Source organism: Micromonospora ureilytica (genome assembly GCF_015751765.1).
Lineage (GTDB): Bacteria > Actinomycetota > Actinomycetes > Mycobacteriales > Micromonosporaceae > Micromonospora > Micromonospora ureilytica.
Genome location: NZ_JADOTX010000001.1, coordinates 3,608,614 through 3,627,124 on the forward strand (window position 1 = coordinate 3,608,614; position 18,511 = coordinate 3,627,124).

The 18,511-nt window shown below is 69.9% G+C and carries 19 protein-coding genes; 10 read left to right on the forward strand and 9 right to left on the reverse strand.

The window, feature by feature from the left end; translation table 11 throughout:
* Positions 1-14: 14 nt before the first annotated feature.
* Together IW248_RS16090 and IW248_RS33110 are read right to left on the reverse strand one after the other, a co-directional pair.
* Complete coding sequence (locus IW248_RS16090) at positions 15-470, reverse strand: hypothetical protein (protein ID WP_196927671.1); 456 nt, start codon at positions 468-470, stop codon at positions 15-17.
* Positions 467-868 carry a DUF6069 family protein gene (locus IW248_RS33110; protein ID WP_231396326.1) on the reverse strand — a complete coding sequence of 134 codons (402 nt, stop codon included), beginning with the start codon at positions 866-868 and terminating at the stop codon, positions 467-469. Before IW248_RS33110 ends, IW248_RS16090 begins: the two co-directional genes overlap by 4 nt.
* Before the next feature lie 131 nt (positions 869-999).
* On the opposite strand from IW248_RS33110, the gene IW248_RS16100 reads away from it, so the two are divergent.
* Positions 1,000-2,160, forward strand: coding sequence for a sensor histidine kinase (locus IW248_RS16100; RefSeq protein WP_307787987.1), 1,161 nt, complete (start codon positions 1,000-1,002; stop codon positions 2,158-2,160).
* The gene (locus IW248_RS16105) at positions 2,148-2,810 is read left to right on the forward strand and encodes a response regulator (protein WP_196930223.1); all 663 of its coding nucleotides are present in this window, start codon (positions 2,148-2,150) and stop codon (positions 2,808-2,810) included. Before IW248_RS16100 ends, IW248_RS16105 begins: the two co-directional genes overlap by 13 nt.
* 15 nt (positions 2,811-2,825) lie before the next feature.
* On the opposite strand, the gene IW248_RS16110 is transcribed toward IW248_RS16105, so the two are convergent.
* The gene (locus IW248_RS16110; RefSeq protein ID WP_196927672.1) at positions 2,826-3,296 is read right to left on the reverse strand and encodes a VTT domain-containing protein; all 471 of its coding nucleotides are present in this window, start codon (positions 3,294-3,296) and stop codon (positions 2,826-2,828) included.
* Entirely contained in the window at positions 3,293-3,886 is a 594-nt protein-coding gene (locus tag IW248_RS16115) for a CDP-alcohol phosphatidyltransferase family protein (RefSeq protein ID WP_196927673.1), read from the reverse strand. Before IW248_RS16115 ends, IW248_RS16110 begins: the two co-directional genes overlap by 4 nt.
* Positions 3,887-4,027: 141 nt before the next feature.
* Between IW248_RS16115 and IW248_RS16120 the strand changes: the two genes are divergently transcribed.
* From IW248_RS16120 to IW248_RS16135, 4 genes are all read left to right on the forward strand, one after another.
* The gene (locus IW248_RS16120) at positions 4,028-5,131 is read left to right on the forward strand and encodes a sensor histidine kinase (protein WP_196927674.1); all 1,104 of its coding nucleotides are present in this window, start codon (positions 4,028-4,030) and stop codon (positions 5,129-5,131) included.
* Complete coding sequence (locus IW248_RS16125) at positions 5,128-5,775, forward strand: response regulator transcription factor (RefSeq protein WP_196927675.1); 648 nt, start codon at positions 5,128-5,130, stop codon at positions 5,773-5,775. Before IW248_RS16120 ends, IW248_RS16125 begins: the two co-directional genes overlap by 4 nt.
* Positions 5,776-5,877: 102 nt before the next feature.
* Positions 5,878-6,744, forward strand: a complete 867-nt coding sequence (locus tag IW248_RS16130) for a TIGR03620 family F420-dependent LLM class oxidoreductase (protein WP_196927676.1) — start codon at positions 5,878-5,880, stop codon at positions 6,742-6,744.
* Between the two features lie 208 nt (positions 6,745-6,952).
* Positions 6,953-8,248, forward strand: a complete 1,296-nt coding sequence (locus IW248_RS16135; RefSeq protein WP_196927677.1) for a GAF domain-containing protein — start codon at positions 6,953-6,955, stop codon at positions 8,246-8,248.
* A 46-nt stretch (positions 8,249-8,294) separates the two neighbouring features.
* Here the strand turns inward: IW248_RS16135 and IW248_RS16140 are convergent, their stop codons facing one another.
* Complete coding sequence (locus tag IW248_RS16140) at positions 8,295-9,500, reverse strand: MFS transporter (protein ID WP_196927678.1); 1,206 nt, start codon at positions 9,498-9,500, stop codon at positions 8,295-8,297.
* A gap of 119 nt (positions 9,501-9,619) precedes the next feature.
* Here IW248_RS16140 and IW248_RS16145 point away from each other — a divergent pair, with 119 nt between their 5' ends.
* Positions 9,620-10,513: a helix-turn-helix transcriptional regulator gene (locus IW248_RS16145; protein ID WP_196927679.1), complete on the forward strand. Its 894-nt coding sequence runs from the start codon at positions 9,620-9,622 to the stop codon at positions 10,511-10,513.
* A 17-nt stretch (positions 10,514-10,530) separates the two neighbouring features.
* Here IW248_RS16145 and IW248_RS33730 read toward each other — a convergent pair whose 3' ends face one another.
* The gene (locus IW248_RS33730) at positions 10,531-11,373 is read right to left on the reverse strand and encodes a helix-turn-helix transcriptional regulator (RefSeq protein WP_196927680.1); all 843 of its coding nucleotides are present in this window, start codon (positions 11,371-11,373) and stop codon (positions 10,531-10,533) included.
* 72 nt (positions 11,374-11,445) lie between these two features.
* A complete protein-coding gene (locus IW248_RS16155) occupies positions 11,446-12,447 on the reverse strand; it encodes an aldo/keto reductase (protein ID WP_307787989.1) in 1,002 nt (333 codons plus the stop codon).
* A gap of 216 nt (positions 12,448-12,663) precedes the next feature.
* Between IW248_RS16155 and IW248_RS16160 the strand changes: the two genes are divergently transcribed.
* Together IW248_RS16160 and IW248_RS16165 are read left to right on the forward strand one after the other, a co-directional pair.
* Positions 12,664-12,984, forward strand: a complete 321-nt coding sequence (locus IW248_RS16160; RefSeq protein WP_307787990.1) for an ArsR/SmtB family transcription factor — start codon at positions 12,664-12,666, stop codon at positions 12,982-12,984.
* A 122-nt stretch (positions 12,985-13,106) separates the two neighbouring features.
* Positions 13,107-14,114 (forward strand): zinc-dependent alcohol dehydrogenase family protein, encoded by a 1,008-nt coding sequence (locus tag IW248_RS16165; protein WP_196927682.1) that lies wholly within the window; start codon positions 13,107-13,109, stop codon positions 14,112-14,114.
* Positions 14,115-14,207: 93 nt separating this feature from the next.
* Here IW248_RS16165 and IW248_RS16170 read toward each other — a convergent pair whose 3' ends face one another.
* Positions 14,208-15,350, reverse strand: a complete 1,143-nt coding sequence (locus IW248_RS16170; protein WP_196927683.1) for a glycoside hydrolase family 53 protein — start codon at positions 15,348-15,350, stop codon at positions 14,208-14,210.
* Positions 15,351-15,359: 9 nt separating this feature from the next.
* A complete protein-coding gene (locus IW248_RS16175; protein WP_196927684.1) occupies positions 15,360-16,520 on the reverse strand; it encodes a cellulose binding domain-containing protein in 1,161 nt (386 codons plus the stop codon).
* Between the two features lie 228 nt (positions 16,521-16,748).
* Here IW248_RS16175 and IW248_RS16180 point away from each other — a divergent pair, with 228 nt between their 5' ends.
* Positions 16,749-18,509, forward strand: coding sequence for a DUF1996 domain-containing protein (locus IW248_RS16180; protein ID WP_196927685.1), 1,761 nt, complete (start codon positions 16,749-16,751; stop codon positions 18,507-18,509).
* Positions 18,510-18,511 lie beyond the last annotated feature (2 nt).

Consider the following 18,511-nt stretch of genomic DNA (forward strand, 5'->3'; position numbering starts at 1 on the left):
CGTTGGGCAGGCTGTCACCCACCGCCCGCGCTGACGACCGCCATCACGATCAGGGTGCGTCGCCGCCGCTGACTCATCAGCGCGAAACAGGCGGTGAGCACCACCAGCTCCAGCTCGGCCCACTCGCCGGTGACGTCGACCCGGATCGGCCCGCCGCGTCGGCCGGGGAGGCCTATCGCGAGGCGGTGTCCGTCGCGTACCAGCTCACCGCCGCAGCGACCGGGCGCCCAGCGGGCCACCCCGCCGGGTCCCGGCATGTGCGACCGACCCGGGTTGAGCCGTACCGGCACGCCGTGCTCGCCCCGGGCGGCGAACCCGATGCGTCGGCGGTCGGTCGGTGCGACAGTCCAACGGCCGGTGCCAGTGCGGATCTCGCCACACCGCCAGGTCCAGCCGGTGCCCAGCGAGGCGCGCGCCCCGGAGTCGAGGACGAAGGCCCCGTCCTGTTTGCGCACGGTCAGCGCGGTCATCGGTTCGCCCCTTCCGGACGCGACCGCGGCAGGCCGAGGATGAGGATGACGCCGACGCTCAGGTGCAGCAGCGCGAGGGTCGCCTTCGCTCCCCCGCCGACGCCACTCGGCGGCCCGACCAGGAGCGACAGCAGCAGGACCGCGACCGCGACCGATGTCCACCAGACGCGGGAGCGGTTGGTGCGGCGTTCCAGCACCGCGAGCAGCGCCCAGCCGGCCAGTGCCGCGACGGCGGCGGCCACGATGACCGCGGCAACGCTGATCTGCCGGGTCGAGCTTCCGGACCTGACCGCCAGGTCCACACCGGCCGCCGAGTCCAGGAGCGCGAACTCGGCCACCGCCACCGCGATCGCGCCGGCCGCCACCGCGGCTCGTCGCAGGAGAAGGTTGTTCGTCATGGTCCGAGTCTGCGGACCGGACCGGGCCGGACGCGTCGGTCCAGACGCCGCGGCGGGTACGTCCACCGGCGGCTCGGCGTACTACCAAAGAAGGTGGTACGGCCCGCCGCGAGCCCAGTAACCTGCGCGATGTGGATGCGGCGACGTGCGAGGTCAAGCCGCCGCGGACGTGGCGTTCCGTCCCGGTGGCCGTGACCACCGTGGCGATCGGCGTCCTCGTCGCGACCATGCTGTGGTCCGCCACCCGGTCCAGCTCCACCGGCCTGGTCGGCGTCGACGTCGGGCTGGCGGTGGCCGCCCTGGCCCTCGTTCCGGTGGTCGTCCGCCGCCCACAGGTCGGTGGCGTGCTGGCCGGCCTGCTCGTCGCGCTGTCTCCGGTGGCCACGCCGGTGGCCAGCTTCGCGGTGCTGTTCACCGCCCGCAACCGGCCGTTTCGGCAAGCGGTGGCGGTGGCGGTGGTCGGCGTGGCGGGCGAGGCGGTGCAGGCGTTCTGGCGACCGGTGCCCAGCCTGCCGTACGGGTGGCGGCTTCTGCTGATGGCGATCGCGTACGCGGCCCTGCTCGGCTGGGGCACCTGGGCCCAGGCCCGCAACGCCCTGCTGGCGGCGCTGCGGGACCGGGCCCGGCGGGCCGAGCAGGAGCAGGAACGACGGGTCGGCGAGGCGCGGGCGGCGGAGCGCAACCGGATCGCGCGGGAGATGCACGATGTGCTGGCCCACCGGTTGTCACTGCTGGCGGCGGCCGCCGGCGCGATGGAGTACCGGCCGGACGCGCCGCCCGAGCGGCTCAGCGCCGCGGCCGGGGTGATCCGGGCCAGCGCGCATCACGCCCTCGACGAGCTGCGCGAGGTCATCACCCTGCTGCGCAGCGACGACGCCGAGTCGCCGACGGACGCACCACCCGGCCGGACCCTCGCCGACCTGCCCCGCCTGGTCGACGAGGCGCGGGCGGCCGGGCAACAGATCGAGGTCGACGATCCGCTCGGCCCGCCGGTCGAGATTCCTCCGACGGTTGGCCGCACCGCGTACCGGATCGCGCAGGAGGCACTGACGAACGCCCGCAAGCACGCCGCCGGCCAGCCGGTCCGGCTGGTGCTCGGCGGGGCGCCCGGCTCCGGTCTGAGCATCGCGGTGAGCAACCCGACCACGCCCGACAGCGGTGCCACCGGCAGCGCCGGTACCGGCCTGATCGGCCTCGCCGAACGGGCCGCGCTCAGCGGCGGTCGCGTCGCCCACCACGTCGACGCCGCGGGCCGGTTCCACCTCACCGCGTGGCTGCCGTGGCCGACGTGACCGGCCCGATCCGGGTCGTCATCGTCGACGACGACCCCCTCGTCCGGGGAATGCTCACGCTGATGCTCGACGGCGCCGACGGGATCGCCGTCGTGGGCGAGGCCGCCGACGGCGCCACCGCTATCACCGCGGTGGACCGGCACCTGCCCGACGTGGTGCTGATGGACATCAGGATGCCCGGCGTCAACGGCATCACCGCCACCGAACGCCTGCGTCGCCGCCACCGGCCACCCGAGATCATCGTGCTCACCACGTTCGACACCGACGAGCACGTGCTGCGCGCCCTCCGCGCCGGCGCGAGCGGCTTCCTGCTCAAGGACACCCCGCCCGAGCAGATCAGCCAGGCGGTCCGCTCGGTCGCGGCCGGCAACCCGATGCTGTCCCCGGGCGTGACGCGCCGCCTCATGCGCCGGGTCGCGTCGGGGGCCGAGTCGTACGAGCAGGCGCACGAGAGGTTGGCAGTGCTCACGCCCCGGGAACGCGACGTCGTGCTGGCCATCGGGCAGGGACGCTCCAACGCCGAGATCGCCAGCGGGCTGCTGATGAGCGTGACGACGGTGAAGGCCCACGTCTCGCACATCCTGACCAAGTTGGATCTCGACAACCGCACCCAGATCGCTCTGCTCGCCCACGACGGGCGGCTCCTCTGACCGGCGTCCCTGCGGTCAGGCCAGCACCGCCGGCAGGACGAGGAGGGCGAAGCGGAGCACCCGCCCGGAAAGGCACGCGCCGGCGAACTCCCAGCGTCGGAGGCCCGCGGTGCCCGCGGCGAGGCTGACGACGGCCAGCGGTGGAACCCCGACCGCCGCGGACACCAGCACGGTCGGCAGGGCGGTGCGGCGGCGGGAGAGCCAGCGCCGGATCGGCTCGGTCCACCGTGCGGCCCGGGCCGCCGCGCGACCCGATTTTCTCCGTTGCGCGACCTTCCGGAACAGTCGCCCCGATCCACGTCGCGCCGATTCGAACAGGAGCAGCTTGCCGGCGGTCTGCCCGAGCGCCAGAGCGACCACGGCGATCAGCGCGTGGCCGCCACGTTGGCCGGCGACCACGGCGTACGCCTCGGCGTTGACGACCGGGACGAGCGCCGACGCGAGACCGTAGCCGAGCGCCACCGCCGCCTCGCCGAGGCTGCTCATGCCCGACCGTCCCGCTCGAGCAGCCCGACCACAGCCGTTATCGACCACAGCTTGACCGCGACGACGGCGACGGCGACGCCCAGTGCGAGCGGGTACTGCTCGAACGCGATGGCCCCGATGACCCCTGCGGTGTTGGCGACCTTGGCCACGGGCGACCAGTTCAATGCCCATACCCGCCGGTCGACCAGGTGGAAGTAGTTGGGGCTGAGCACGGGCCAGCACAGGAACGCCAGCGACAGCATGGTGTCGAGCACCAGGAACGAGAGCAGGAAGACCACTGCCACGACCGCGACGTCAGGGATGAGGGAGACCAGGCCCACGCAGAGTACGGCGGTGCACGCGCGGTCACTCACGATGTCGAAGACGGCCCCGGCTCGGGTCTCCTGTCCGAGTCGGCGGGCGGTCCAGCCGTCGAGCACGTCACCGATCCAGTAGATACCGTACGATACCGCCATCAATGCCACCGACCCGGAGACGAGGGCCACGATACCGACGGTGACAGCGGCGACCGTGCGAATGGCGGTGATGTAGTTGGGAACCGTGCGAAGAGGGCCGACGGTGATGGCGGCGCGGGAGTCAACGAGAGTCACCTCCGCAGAGTGGTCCGGTGAGCGTTTTCGCGGAACGTGCCGCGGTGCCGATCTGGTCCCGAGGGTGGCACCGGGGTGCCGGCCGATCCGGTACCTGGGTACTGGCCGGTCTTCCGGCTGGTCACGGAGACTGTCCAGGTGATGACTGGAATCCGCGAACGGTTGCGCGACCCCGAGCGAGTGCGCCGACTCGCGTACGGTGCGGTTGGTTTGATCATCGCCGCCGTGGTCACCACCGTCGAGGACGGCGTGTCCGTGCCGGCGGGCTGGGCGTGGCTGGTGCTGCCGGTCGGCCTCGGGGCCACGGCGCTGCGCCCCCGCTACCGAACCCTGGTCTTCGCGGTCTGCGCGGGGTTCGTGGCGGTCGTGAGCACCGGGGAGTCGGTGCAGTTGGGCCTCGCGGCCGCCGCTCTGGTGTTCGTCTCGGTCTGTGAAGACCCCGCCCGGCACCCGTGGCTGGGGTGGGCGGCTGGCTTGGTCGGCGCGGTCGGCGCCCTCGCCACCGCGCTGCTCCACGAGCGGGGGCTGTACGAGCAACCGTTCTTCTTCGTCACGGCCGGCTACCTCCTGGCGATCCTGTTGCGATCGTGGTCACGCGGATACGCCCTCACTCGGGAGACAGACGACCTGCGCGGCCAGGCCGCGTGGCTCGAGCAGCGCACCAACCTGGCCCGCGAGCTGCATGACGTGGTCGGCCACCACGTCACCGCGATGGTGGTGCAGGCCGAGGCGGGCCAGCTCAGTGCCGACCCGGGGGCGGCGCTGCGGGCGATCGCAGGCAGTGGCCGCACCGCACTGAGCGAGCTGGACACGCTCGTCGTGCACCTGCGCGATCCGAACGCGTCGATCGCGGTGAGCGCGCCGCCGCGCCTGTCCGACATCGACGAGTTGCTCGCGCAGCCGCTGCGCCAGCAGGGCGTGACGGTGCGGGTCCAGTTGGACCCCGAGCCGGGCCTGGACGAGATCGGGGTGTTGACCTTCTACCGCATCGCCCAGGAGGCCCTCACCAACGTCGCCCGGCACGCGAAAGCCACGGCGGCCTGGGTCGAACTGGTCCGCATCGGCGACCACGCCCGCCTGCGCGTCAGCGACGACGGCATCGGACCGCCCCGCACACCCACGAGCGGCTCAGGCCTGCTCGGCATCGGGGAGCGCGTCTCCGCGCGCGGGGGCAGCTGGGAGCTGAGCCAGCGCCCCGGCGGCGGCACAGTGGTGCAGGCCAACCTGCCGGTGGCGAACCCGTGATCCGCGTCGCGATCGCCGACGACCAGGAGCTGGTCCGGGACGGCTTCAGCCTGATCCTGCGGTCCCAACCCGACATCCACGTCGTCGCCGAGGCGGCCGACGGCCGGCAGTTCCTCGACGCGGTTCGTCGCGACCCCCGCATCGACGTCGCCCTCGTCGACATCCGCATGCCGGTGCTCGACGGCCTGCAAGCCACCCGCGAACTGGCCACGATCCCACACGCCCCGGCCGTCATCGTCGTCACGACCTTCGACGACGACGCGTACGTCCTGGACGCCATCGCATCCGGCGCACGCGGGTTCCTGCTCAAGCGGTCCAGCGCCCGCGATCTGATCGCCGCGGTGCGCACCGTCGCGGCCGGCGAGGCGGTCCTGTCCGCCGAGGTCACCGGCGCCGTGCTCGACCGGGTCCGCGCGACCGGCCCCGCCACCCGCGTGGAGTTGGCGGCCTACCAGCTGACCACTCGGGAGACCGACGTGCTCGCCCTGATCGGCGCCGGGCTCAACAACAACGAGATCGCCGAACGCCTCTACCTGTCGATGAGCACCGTCAAGACCCACGTGACAAACGTGCTGGCCAAGACCGGCAGCCGTGATCGGGTACGCGCCGCCATCCTGGCGATCCAGGCCGGCCTCGCACCGTGAGTCAGGCGTCGGCGTGGACCAGCCGGCGTTCCAGGCTGGCCTGCCAACCTCCGAACGGCGTGAGCTGACACGGTCAGCGGCCGATGGTCGTAGGGTTCCAATATGGCCCAACGACTCGTCAGCGTATGGCAACCGTTCTTCCTTTCCAGCGAGAGTCAGGGCGCGGTCATCGATGCCGCGACCGAGTTGGAAGAACTTGGCTATTCACGGATCTGGTTCTCCGGCGGTTTCGGAGAGAACGTCGCCCCACGCTTCCGGGAGATCCTGGACGGGACGACGCGCATCGGGGTCGCGTCGGGGATCGTGAGCATCTGGCACTCGTCGCCCCCCGAGGCGGCAGCGTTCGTCCAGGACGCGGAGCAGGCACACCCCGGCCGGTTCCTGCTCGGTCTCGGCGCCAGCCACGCGGTGCTGGTGGAGGGCAGCGGCACCGACTACCGCAAGCCGTACTCAAGAATGGTGAACTACCTGGACGGCCTCGACGCGGCAGGGGTTTCGCCCGAGCGGCGCATCCTGGCCGCACTGGGCCCGCGGATGCTCGAACTCTCCCGCGACCGTTCCGCCGGCGCGCACCCGTACTTCGTCCCTGCCGAGCACACCGCGGAGGCCCGGGCGGCGATCGGGCCCGACCGGCTGCTCGCCCCCGAGGTCGCGGTGGTCCTCGACGCGGACGCCACCACAGCACGCGCCACCGCCCGGCAGTACACGAGCGGGTACCTGGCACTGCCGAACTACACAAACAACCTGCGGCGATTCGGCTGGACCGATGAGGACTTCGCCGCCGGCGGCAGCGACCGCCTCATCGACGCCCTGATCCCCTGGGGCAGCGTCGAGAAGGTGGCGGCCGGGCTGGAGAAGCACTACCAGGCCGGCGCGGACGAGGTGGCGATCCAGGTGCTCAACGGCGGCAACGCCACGGCATTTCCCGCCGACGCGTTCCGCGCCCTCGCCGCGGCGCTTCAGGGTTGAGGAGGCGGCCGGTCTCATCCGTCGTCGAGCCGGCTGCGCGGGCGACGGGTTGCGGTACCTGGTTGGTGGGTAAGACCTGAATGTCGGGCACGTGGGTACGCTGCACCGGCGGTGGCCTCAGCCAACTCCCTCCGCACCGGCCACCCGCACCGACCGGTGGCACCACCTGTCGTTCCCCGTATCCGCAGACGAGAGGCGAAACCACAACATGACCGCAGTACCAGGCCAACGGTCTACTGCTGCTGCGGGCCCGGCGGCTTCCGAGCGAGCGGCCGAGGAGGACCTGCGGGCGTTGTTCGGGCAGTCCATCGCCGTCTTCGCGTCTCTGGCGGGGCCGGCGCACGTGGTGGAGACGGCGAACCCGGCGTTCTTCGCCACCATCGGCGAAGAGCGGGCCCGCGTCGGGGTCGCGCTCGCCGAGTTGATGCCTGAGCTGGCCGGTCAAGGATTCATCGCGCTACTGGACCAGGTCTTCCGCACGGGTGAGCCCTACACCGGCCGTGACGTCCAGGTGATGCTGGGCAGCGGCCCGCAGTCGCGGGAGGCGTTCTTCGACTTCACCTACGAGCCGCGCCGCGACGCCGACGGCAACGTGACAGGCATTCGGGTGCTCGGTGTGGAGACCACGCAGGTCAAGCATGCCCAACGGCTGATGGCCGAACACCGTGGCCTGCTCGAGCAGATCGCCCGCCAGGCACCCCTGACCGAGGTGCTCGACGGGATGGCCCGCTGTATCGAGAATCTCGCACCGCAGGAGGTGCTCGTCTCCGTCCTTCTCGCCGATCCCGACGCCCGGCACCTGCGCCACGGCGCCGCCCCGAGCCTGCCCGACTTCTACAACCAGGCCATCGACGGCATCGCGACCGGCGAAGGTGTCGGCTCGTGCGGCACCGCCGCCCACCGGCGGGAACCGGTCATCGTCACCGACATCGCCACCGATCCGTTCTGGGACGACTTCCGGGGCCTGGCCGACCAGGCCGGCCTGGCGGCCTGCTGGTCCACGCCGATCCTGGCCCGCGACGGCGGCCTGCTGGGCACCTTCGCGATGTACCACCGCATCCCGCGGGTCCCGCAGGACACCGACCTCGCCCTCGCCCGGCTCTTCGCCGGCACTGCGGCCCTGGCCATCGAACGCCACCACATCGAGCAGGCGAAACTCGCCGCAGAGGCGCGCGCCAAGTCAGCCAATGACGAGCTGGCCAAGGTGGTACGCGTGGAGCGGGAACTGCGCGCCGAAGCTGAGCAGCGCGCCGCGGCCGCCGCGGAACTCGCCACCCAGATGCGTGCCGCCGCAGCCGCGCAGGCCGCCACACCGCACCCGGAGCACTGCCAGCTCGGCGGTGCCGCCGGGTGCACCGCGCCGGCCGAGATCAAGATCGCCGATTCGTGGGGCGACGCGGCCTGGGGCTGCCCCGCCCACGTCGAAGAGGCCATCCTCAACGTACGGTCGGTGTTCATCGCCAGCGAGGAACTCGGTGGCCTGACCGCCTACCTCAACCGCTGACCGCTCGCGAGAGCACCGCAGCACCGCGATCTGGTCTCAGCCAGCTTCAGCCCTTCTTCGGGAACGCGTACCTTGCGCCGCCGATGACAGTTGTGGCCGCGATGATCAGGAGGATGAGCGCCGCCCAGGTGAGCGAAGCGGTGCCCAGGCCGGCGAGCAGGAGACCACCGACGAAACCGCCGATCGCGATAGAAGCTGAAAAGACCGTGATGGTGATCGACTGAGCGACGTTGGCAGCCTCTCCGCTGGCGTTGATCGTGGCACCGATGAACAGGCTCGGCGAACTGCCGAAGGCGAAGCCCCACGCGGCGACGGCGACATAGACCAGCACCGGTGCGTCCGCGACGATGCCCAGGACGAGCACGCTGGCCCCGAAGAGCAGGGTGCTGCTGACGGCAAGCTTGCGCAGGTGTCGGTCGATGTGGGTTCCGACCACCAGAACGCTGAGCACGGAGGTGACTCCGAAGGCGAACAGCACCCAGCCGGTCTGGTCGGCCATGCCCAGTTGAAGGAGGAGGTCAGTGATGTACGTGTAGAGGAGGTTGTGAGCGATCATGTACGTGGCCAGCGCGAACAGAATGGGCCGCAGTCCGGGCACAACCAGGACGCGTCCGATCCTGAAACGAGCGTCGACCGGATGGCCGGGCAGGTTCGGGACGGTCACCAGGACCCAGGCCATGGTCATGACGGTCACGGCGGCCGACGCGTGGAAGGCGAGTTGCCAGCCCCCGAGGCTGCTGAGCCAGGTCCCCAGTGGGATGCCCAGGGCCAGCCCGATCGGGGTTCCGGCCAGGGCGATGGCGATGGCGCGGCCTTGTCGTCCTTCTGGCGCGAGTTGAGCGGCGTAGCCGCCGAGAAGTGGCCAGATGAGTCCGGTTCCCAGACCGGCGACGAAGCGCAGCACCATCGTCAGCGTGTAGTCGTCGGACAGCGCGGTGAGCGTGTTGGTGACGGCGACCACGGCCAGGGCGAGTTGCAGGACGTGCCTGCGCGGCCAGGTGGCCGTCGCCCAGGCGAGAGGAATGGCGCCGAGCGCTGTGGCGAGCGCATAGACGGTGACTGTCTGGCCCGTGAGCGAGATGCTCGTGTGCAGAGTGCGGCTCATTTCCGGCAGGAGGCCCGCCGGGAGGCATTCGGTGAGAATGCTGATGAAGCCGGCCAAGAATAGGCCGAACAATGCTTTTCCCGGAAGGCGGCCCTGCCGGGGGGCGGTTGCCGGGCTCGGGCCGTTGGATGATTCGGTGATCGTCATGGTGCATCGAGCGTGCTTCAGGGGCGCGGTGCCAGCCAGCCACCTGCTTGGTCTACGTCTCGGGTGACTATCACTGGCAGGGACAGGTTGGGCCGCGCACCGCGTGGGACAATTGAGATATGGCAACCCGCCACGTCACCCACCCCGATTTCTCAGCCGCGGAACTGAGCGATTTTCTGCGCACCCGTAGGGCCCGCCACAAACCGGCCGACGTTGGGCTGATCGACTACAGCCGACGCCGCCGCGTCCCGGGTCTGCGCCGGGAAGAACTCGCGCAACTCGCTGGGGTCTCCGCGGCGTACTACACGCGGTTCGAGCAGGGCAACGCCCGCAATGTCTCGCGTGAAGTGCTGGACGCGATCGCCCGCGTACTCAAACTCTCCGAAGCTGAGCACGCCCATCTGGTACGCCTGGCCCAGCCCAAGCGGCATCAGCGTCGGCCCACGCCGCGCCAGCAGGTGCGGCCCGAGATACGGGAGCTGCTCGCCGCGCTGGAAGGTGTGCCAGCGTACGTCTGGGGCCCCCGCACTGATGTGTTGGCGTGGAACCAGACCGCCTCTGCCCTCTTCGGTGACTGGGCAGCACGTGCCCCGCAGGAGAGGAACTGGGCCAGGATCACTTTCCTCGACCCGGCGTCGCGGGACTTGTTCCCTGACTGGGAAACCAAGGCGTATGACGTGGTGGGACAACTACGGCTGGGCGCCGGCCTGCACGCGGACGACCCGTTGCTGGCGTCCCTGATCGGCGAACTCTCGATAAGAAGCGAGGACTTCCGCAGGCTGTGGGCTACCCATGACGTCAAGAAGAAGACGCACGGCCTCATGCGCCTGTCGCACCCCCTCGTTGGTGAGCTGACCCTGCGCTACGAGACACTCGCGCTCCCCGGCGATCCGGAGCAACTGCTGAGCACCTACCACGCCGAGCCCGGATCGCTCTCGGAAGAGGCGCTACGTCTGCTGGCCAGTTGGGGAATAGACGCGTCACCGGATCGGGCCGCCACCACATCACAGTGACGGCGTCGGTGCACCACTCAGGAACGGTCGAAGGACTGTTCGCCGAGGACGCGCAGGAAGTCGAAGCTGTCGGCGGTGGCCGTGCCGGGTTGCGGCCGGAAGATGACCAAGCGCTGACCCGTGGTGGTGCTGAGGACGAAGTCGCACTGTACGTCCAGCCGTCCGGCTTGCGGATGAACGAGGATTTTGCGGGTGGTCTGTAGTGGGGCGACCTGCATCTCGGACCAGTACGTAGCGAATTCGCCGCTGACGGTGGTGAGATCGGCGATCAGTTGCTCGGATACCGGGTCGTGGCCGCTACGGGCGGCGGCTGCGCGTAGGTCGGCGACGTATCCACGGCCGATCGCCTCGTGTTCCTCCGGCACGTTGAGTGCGCGGGATTCGGGGTGGGTGAACCAGCGCCAGGTCACGTTCGAGTGCCGGTCGTCGCCGTCGGTCCAGGAGCCCAGCAGCGCGCGACTGAGGGCGTTCTGGGCGAGGATGGTGGTGCGGTCGTCGATGACGTGTGCGGGCACGGTCGTGAGTGCGTCGAGGAGGAACATCATCGCGGGGTCGACGTACCCGCTGGCGGTGGAGGCCGCTGGCGCCGGATGTCCGGCGAGGCGGAAGAGGTAGTCCCGCTCGTCGACGGAGAGTCGCAGCGCCCGGGCGAGGCTGCCGAGTAGAGCCTCCGAGGGGTTGGTGTTGCGCGACTGCTCAAGTCGTTCGTAGTAGTCGACGGACAGATTTGCCAGGAGTGCGACTTCCTCACGGCGCAGGCCGGGGGTGCGGCGACGCCCGCGCGAGGGCAGCCCGACGTCCGCCGGACGGAGTGCCTGTCGGCGAGCCCGCAGGAAGTCGCCGAGTTCGGTTCGTGCCACGAACTGCCCTTTCCGGGTCGCGGTGCCACAGCAGTGCTGGTGGCACCGCGAAGATCCCGTGGATCTCGGACGCTACTCCTGGATTGCGGCCATGGCCGGGCCGGCATAGCGCTCCCCGACGGCGGCACCGACCGGAGCAGCGGCGCTGAGTTCATCGAGCAGGCCAGCATCGATCTTGAGCTGCGCGGCGGCGACGTTCTCCTCCAGATACGTACGACGCTTGGTGCCGGGAATTGCGGTGATGTGATCACCTTGGGCCAGTACCCAGGCCAACGCGATCTGGCCGGGCGTGACACCCGCCTGTTCCGCGATGGCGCGGATCCGATCCACCAGGAGCAGGTTCTGCCGCAGGTTCTCCTCAGCGAACCGGGGCCAGGTACGACGCCAGTCGTTCTCGGGCAGGTCTTCGAGACGACGAACTGAGCCGGTGAGGAAACCACGGCCCAACGGTGCGTACGCCATGAACCCGATGCCCAGTTCACGCACCGTGTCGAGCACGCCGTTGGTCTCCACGTTGCGAGTGAACAGCGAGTACTCGGTCTGCACCGCCGACAGCGGCGCGGTGGCGTGCGCGGCGCGGATGCTCTCCGGCGACGCCTCGCTGATCCCGAGGTAGCGGATCTTGCCTTCGGTGACGAGTTCGCCGAGCGCGCCGAAGGTCTCCTCGACCGGCACGTTCGGGTCGACCCGGTGCTGGAAGTACAGGTCGATGTAGTCGGTGCCGAGCCGGCGCAGCGATCCGTCGAGCGACGTGCGCACGTAGTCGGGTTGCCCGTTGGCGCCGCCGATGATGCGGCCGGCACTGTCGAGCGTCACACCGCCGAACTTGGTCGCGATGACGGCCTGGTGGCGACGCCCTCTCAGCGCCCGGCCGAGCAGTTCCTCCCCGCTGAGCGGGCCGTACATGTCGGCGGTGTCGAACAGGGTCACGCCTAGTTCGAGTGCGCGGTGAACGGTGGCGGCGGACTCGGCGTCGTCCGGGGTGCCGTACATCGCGGTCATGCCCATGGTGCCGAGTCCCTCGACCGAGGCCACCAGCCCTTGACCACCGATCGCATGTTTCTGCAAGATCACGTTGGTCTCTCTTCCCTAGATGCCACGAAGCGCCTTCCGATCGCTCATCACCAGCCTGCGGCAGATCGCCGCCGTTATCGGCGTTCTGCCTATCCCCGGCCCAACAAGGCGACGATCCCCTCCGGGTTACTTTGATCAGCGTCGTACGATGGATGGGTTGCGATGCGCCCGTTCCAAGGAGTTGCCGTGCCCCGCCCTCGTAGTGCCGCCCGGACTGTGGAGCACCCCGACCTGTCCGAGGTTTCCCTCCAGCAGGTCATGGAGGCGCTGGCGGATCCGGTGCGACGGGCGGTGGTGTCCCAGTTGGCCAGCAACGGCAGGGACATGAGCTGCGGCACGTTCGAGACGCCCGTGTCGGTTTCGACTCTGACGCACCATTTCAACACGCTGCGCGAGGCTGGCGTGATCCGCCAGTACTACGTCGGGACAACCAAAATGAACGCGCTGCGCACAGACGAGATCGACAGCCGCTTTCCCGGCCTGCTCTCGGCGGTGGTGGCCGCCGCCGGCACCGAGCCGCGGGCGGGGTCGGCCTGATCTCGCGCCCACTATTCCGACTGCGGTCGTAGTTTGATAGCCATCGAGATTAGCGGTAGCGTGAGGACCAGCGGCACATTCGGCGCCGTTCCCCTGACTCCTACCGCTAGGACCGATGCACAGTGGCAAAACTCGTACAGTTCGACCGGCTCGGTGGCCCCGAGGTTCTCACCCTGAACGACGTCGAGGTGGTCGCACCCGGCGCGGGCGAGGTCCGGCTCCGCGTCGACGCCATCGGCCTGAACCGGGCCGAAATCATGTACCGCGACGGCGTCTACTTCGACCAGCCCGTGTTCCCCTCCACGCTCGGCTACGAGGCCGCCGGCGTGATCGAGGCGGTCGGTGAGGGTGTGGACGGCCTCGCCGAGGGTGACGCGGTCAGCGTCGTGCCGGCGTTCCTGCAGAGCAGGTACGGCACGTACGGCACGCACGTCGTCGTTCCGGCCTCGGCCGTCGTGCCTCGCCCCGCTCACGTCGAGCCCGCCCAGGCGGCGGCCGTCTGGATGGCCTACATCACCGCGTACGGGCCGCTCATCGAGTCCGGAAAGGTGCGCCCGGGCGACCATGTTCTGATCGCGGCGGCCTCCAGCAGCGTCGGCCTGGCCGCCATCCAGCTCGCCAACCACATGGGCGCGATCCCGATCGCCACCACGCGCGGCGCCGGCAAGAAGCAACGCCTACTGGACGCCGGAGCGGCCCACGTCATCGTCACCGACGACGAGGACATTCCTGCCCGCATCAAGGAGATCACCGGCGGTGAGGGCGTCCGCCTGGCGTTCGACCCGATCGCCGGGCCCGGCGTCGAAACCCTCGCCCTGGGCATCGCCCCCGACGGTTTCCTGGTGGTCTACGGAGCCCTCGACCCGCGCCCCACCCCGCTGCCCAACGCGCAGTCCTACCCGGCGCTGAACAGCAGCACCTACACCCTCTTCGAGATCACGATGAACCCGGAGCGCCTGCGCCGCGCCGTCGCCTTCGTCAACGCCGGACTCACCTCTGGCGCCATCTCCCCGGTCGTCGATCGCGTCTTCGACCTCACGGAGATCGCCGAGGCCCACCGCTACATGGCGGCCAACGGCCAGGTCGGCAAGATCGTCATCACCGTCACCCACGGCGACGCCACGGCCTGAGCCCACCTGACAGTTGTTCGGCGACGGATCGTGGCCGCGGCCCGAGCGGTCGTGGCAGAGGCCAGGACCCGTCGCCGCGCGTCCGGCGCAGGATCAGGGCGTCCAGCGTACGCCCGGGTTCACCCGCCCGGACCAGTCGAAGACGGCCATGTTGTCCCACCCGTTTCCGGTGCCGTTGATGTTGGCCGGGTCCCAGCCGTTGCCGCGGACGGCGTACCAGGTCGGTTCCCAGTAGAAGACACCGATGGCGCCCGCGTTGCGGGCCGTGTTCTGCACCCAGTCGAACTCCTGGGCCTGCCCGGACCAGGTCGCGCTGATGCCGTCACAGGTCGCGTCGCCGATGACGTTCGGCTCGCTGTCCGCGTTGTTCCGGGTGAAGGGGTACGCGGTCTCCACGATCACCACCGGCTTGCCGTAGCGCCCGCGCAGGTCGACGATGTTGTTGTAGAGGTTCGACAGGCTGCCGTGCCACATGCAGTAGTACGACTGGGCGGTGATGTCCCACTGCACACCCTGGGCGCGGATGCCGTCGTAGAACCATCGGGCGTTGGCGTTGCTGTCGGCGTTGGCGGTATGGATCATCACCGGGATGCCGCTGCCGCACGCCTTTGTCGCGTTGTAGCCCTGCTTCAGCAGACCGGCCAGCGGGGCGAAGTCGTTGTTGACGACCTTGCCCTCGTTCCACAGCATTCCGACGTTGATCTCGTTGCCGATCTGCACGCTGTCCGGTGGGGTGCCCTGCCCCCGCAGGCTTGAGCAGACGTCGTAGGTGAAGGTGTAGACGTCGGTACGCAGCTGGCTCAGGCTGTGGCCTGCCCAGGCCGCCGGCTTGTACTGCTTGCCCGGGTCGGCCCAGGTATCGGAGTAGTGGAAGTCGATGAGCACCTTCAGGCCCTTCGCCCTGGCCACCCTGGCCTGGGCCAATACCCCGCTCTTGTTGTTGTAGCCGCTGATCGGGTTGTTCCACACGCGCAGCCGGACGTAGTTGACGCCGACGGACTTCAAGATGTCCAGTGGGTCGCGGGCGACGCCGTTGGCGTCGTAGTACTTGGCGCCCAGATCCAGGCTGCGCTGCAAAGAGGAGACGTCGGCGCCTCGCATGGTGAGCGTGTTCGCGGCGGAGACGGGCGCGGGCACGCCGCCGAGCGTGGCGGCGACGGTGAGGATGCCGGCCGCGACAGCCCCGAGCAGGGCCCTGGCGCGGCGGTGGTGAGGTGTGGCCGAATGTGTGTTCACGAGGCTCCCTCAGCCCACTGTGCAGGTGACGCCGTTCAGCGAGAAGGCGGTCGGCGGGGCGTCGCTGGCGCTCCACCGCCCCTGGACGCCGAAGGTCGCAGAGCCGTTTGGCGCGAGGACGCGGTTCCAGTCGACGTTACGAGCGGTCACGGTGGTCCCGGTCTGGCCGATCGTGGCGTTCCACGCCGAGGTGACCTGCTGGTCTCCCGGGAAGCTGAAGGTGACGGCCCAGCCGTCTATCGATGCCGCCCCGGCGTTGTGGACAGTCGCCGTGGCCACGAAACCGCCCTGCCACTCGGACTGGTTCCGGTAGGTCACCCGGCAGGTCGAGGGCGGCGGGGGCGTCGTGGGCAAGGTGACCGTGTTGGACGCGATCGACACGTTGCCCACCGCGTCCCGGGCCCGCACGTAGTACTGGTTGCGCAGCGACGTCGACGCAGGTAGGTCCGTCGTGTACGTCGTACCCGGCACGGTGGCGACCAGTTGCGAGGTGAACCAGCCGTCGAACCGGTAGACGTTGTACCCGAGCACGCCGGCGTCGTCCGTCGACGGCGACCAGGACAACGTGCCGGTCGAGGCGGTCACCTCGCCGACGGTCAGGTTCTGCGGCGCGGCCGGCGGGGTGGTGTCCGGGCCGGTGTCCGTCACCGGGGTGACCACGGTCAGTGCGTTCGACCAGTTCGAGCGTTGTCCGAGGCTGTCTCGGGCGATCAATCGGAACGTGTACTGCTGGCCCGACCCGAGGTGGCTGGTGATCGTGGTGCTGGTAACGGCCCCGACGCTGGTGCTGAAGACGATGTCGCCGAACTCCTGGTAGTACGTGATGTCGTACCCGGCGATGGCGCAGCAGCCGGGCGTGGCCGCCGTCCAGGTGAGGGTGACCGACGCGCTTCGGACCTCGCTGGCGGTCAGGTTCGTGGGCGCACCCGGCGGGACGGGCGAGGTGCTCGGCGTGCTGGGCGGCGTTGGCGGCGCGGTTCCGGTCGGTTCCGCGACGGACACCGCGGCCGCACGAGGCGCCGGGATGACCCCCGGGTACGCGGCGGGCGCTGCGGCGTCGGCCGCCGGTGCGGCGCTCAGGGCGGTGCCGAGCACCGCCGTCGACAGCACGACGGCCAGCAGACCCGGCCGCAAACGGCGGATCAGCGAGGACGAGGGGACGCCTGTCATACGTCGACCATGCAGCGATACATCGATGATCGCCAACATATCTCACGCCTCGGTCGGCGACCGGCCCGACTCGTGGTGGATCGTCGCCGTGCGTCGTGGACCGGCCCGCCGGGACTTCTTACCGAACGATGACGTGCCCGCCGACCGTTGACCGTTGACCGTGCGCCGGCCCGTACCGAGTGGAGACAGCACATCACCGGAGCCGTTTCCGGCTTTGAGGAGATTCCGATGAACCGCAGAAAGAACGGGACCGCGCTGGTCCAGACCCGGCCGGCCAGGCTCGCCATGGTCGCGCTCGTGCTGGCGGCCACCGGTGCGCTCACCGCCACCTTCGTCTCCAGTGGCGGCAAGGGCACCGCGGACGCCGCCACCAGTCTGGATCAGTTCGTGTCGATCGAGAACGTGCCGCCGAACGTGCAGAACCCGAGGCCGGCCGCCGGCGCGTCGACCGGCCGGTTCACCGTCGACTGCGGCACGAACGGCAATGGCAAGTTCAGCCCGGACAACCCGGTGGCCCAGCCCGGCATCCGCAACGGCGCCGAACACGTCCACGACTTCGTCGGCAACCTGGCCATCACCGCGAACTCGTCCAACGCCGATCTGGACGCCTCCGGCACCACCTGCCGCAACGGCGACAAGTCGTCCTACTTCTGGCCGGTGGTGCGCATCGACAAGACCGTACGCAGCGGCAAGCAGGTCCAGCAGGCCCTCGCCCAGACCCAACCGATGGTGGTCTGCCCCTCGGTCGGCAAACGACTGCGGGCCGTCCCCACCGGCGCCCGCAACACCGTCGACCGCCTGCTGGCCGAACTGGACCGCCAGCAGGCCGCCGCGAACCAGCGGATGACCGCCAGCCGGGGCCGCATCGACGCCGGATTCAACCGGGAGGTCATCGACTCGCTGCGGGCCCGCCGCGCCGCGATGATCAAGCAGATCAGCACCACGATCACCGCCGCCGGCGGCAACCAACCCGGCCTGGTCTCGCTTGTCGAGTGTGACGTCAGCTACGACGACATGCACGCCCGGATGCCCGGCAGCGCCCACCGTGCGAGCGTCAACGCCGCCCAGGCGGCGAATCCGCGGATCCAGTGCCCCACCGTGCGGGACAAGTTGCCGGGCGTACCCGATCGGGCGCTCGCCGAAGTGAACCGCAACCTCGACGACCTCGACCGGCAGATCTCCGAGGCCAACGAACGCCTCGTCACCAGCCGTGGCCAGGGCGGCCCGGCCTTCGTCGACAACGCCATCCTCGGACCGCTGCGCGCCAAGCGGGTCGCCGTACTCAACCGGATCGCCACCGCGATCGGGCGGCAAGCCCCCCGCCCGCAAGGTCTCGAAGCGTTCGCCCCCTGCACGCTGGACCAGGCCCCCAGCACCCCGGCTGCACCGAGCAGCGCACCCACCACCCCTGCGGCGCTCCCCGATCCGCAGGGACCCAACTTCGAGCTGCCCGGTAACACCGGCGGCATCGTCCGCCCGGCGCAGGTCCTGATCGAGTACCGCGGCAACCCCACCAGCAAGGTGGTGCCGATGCCGAAGTTCCTCCGTGCCCTCACCGGCGACGCCAAGCCCACCAGCCGTGGTCCGGCCAACGCCCGCGCCACCTGGACCTGCTCGGGCTTCGCCGACCGGCTCTCCGACAAGTACCCGATCTGCCCCGCCGGTAGCCAGGTACAGCGCGTACAGGATTTCCCCGGCTGCTGGGACGGCAAGAACATCGACAGCGACAACCACCGCAACCACGTCGCATTCGCCGACAAGGCCACCGGCGCATGCCCGCAGGGCTTCCAGGCGATCCCGCAACTGCGGATCACCGTGGCCTACGACATCGCCCGCAACGTGCAGGTCAAAGGTCAGTACGCCCTCGACTCCTTCCCCGAGGAGAACCACAACCCCTTCTCCGACCACAACGATTTCGTCAACGTCAACTCAGCCCAGACCATGCAACGCATCGTCACCTGCATCAACAAGGGCAAGAACTGCTCCTGACC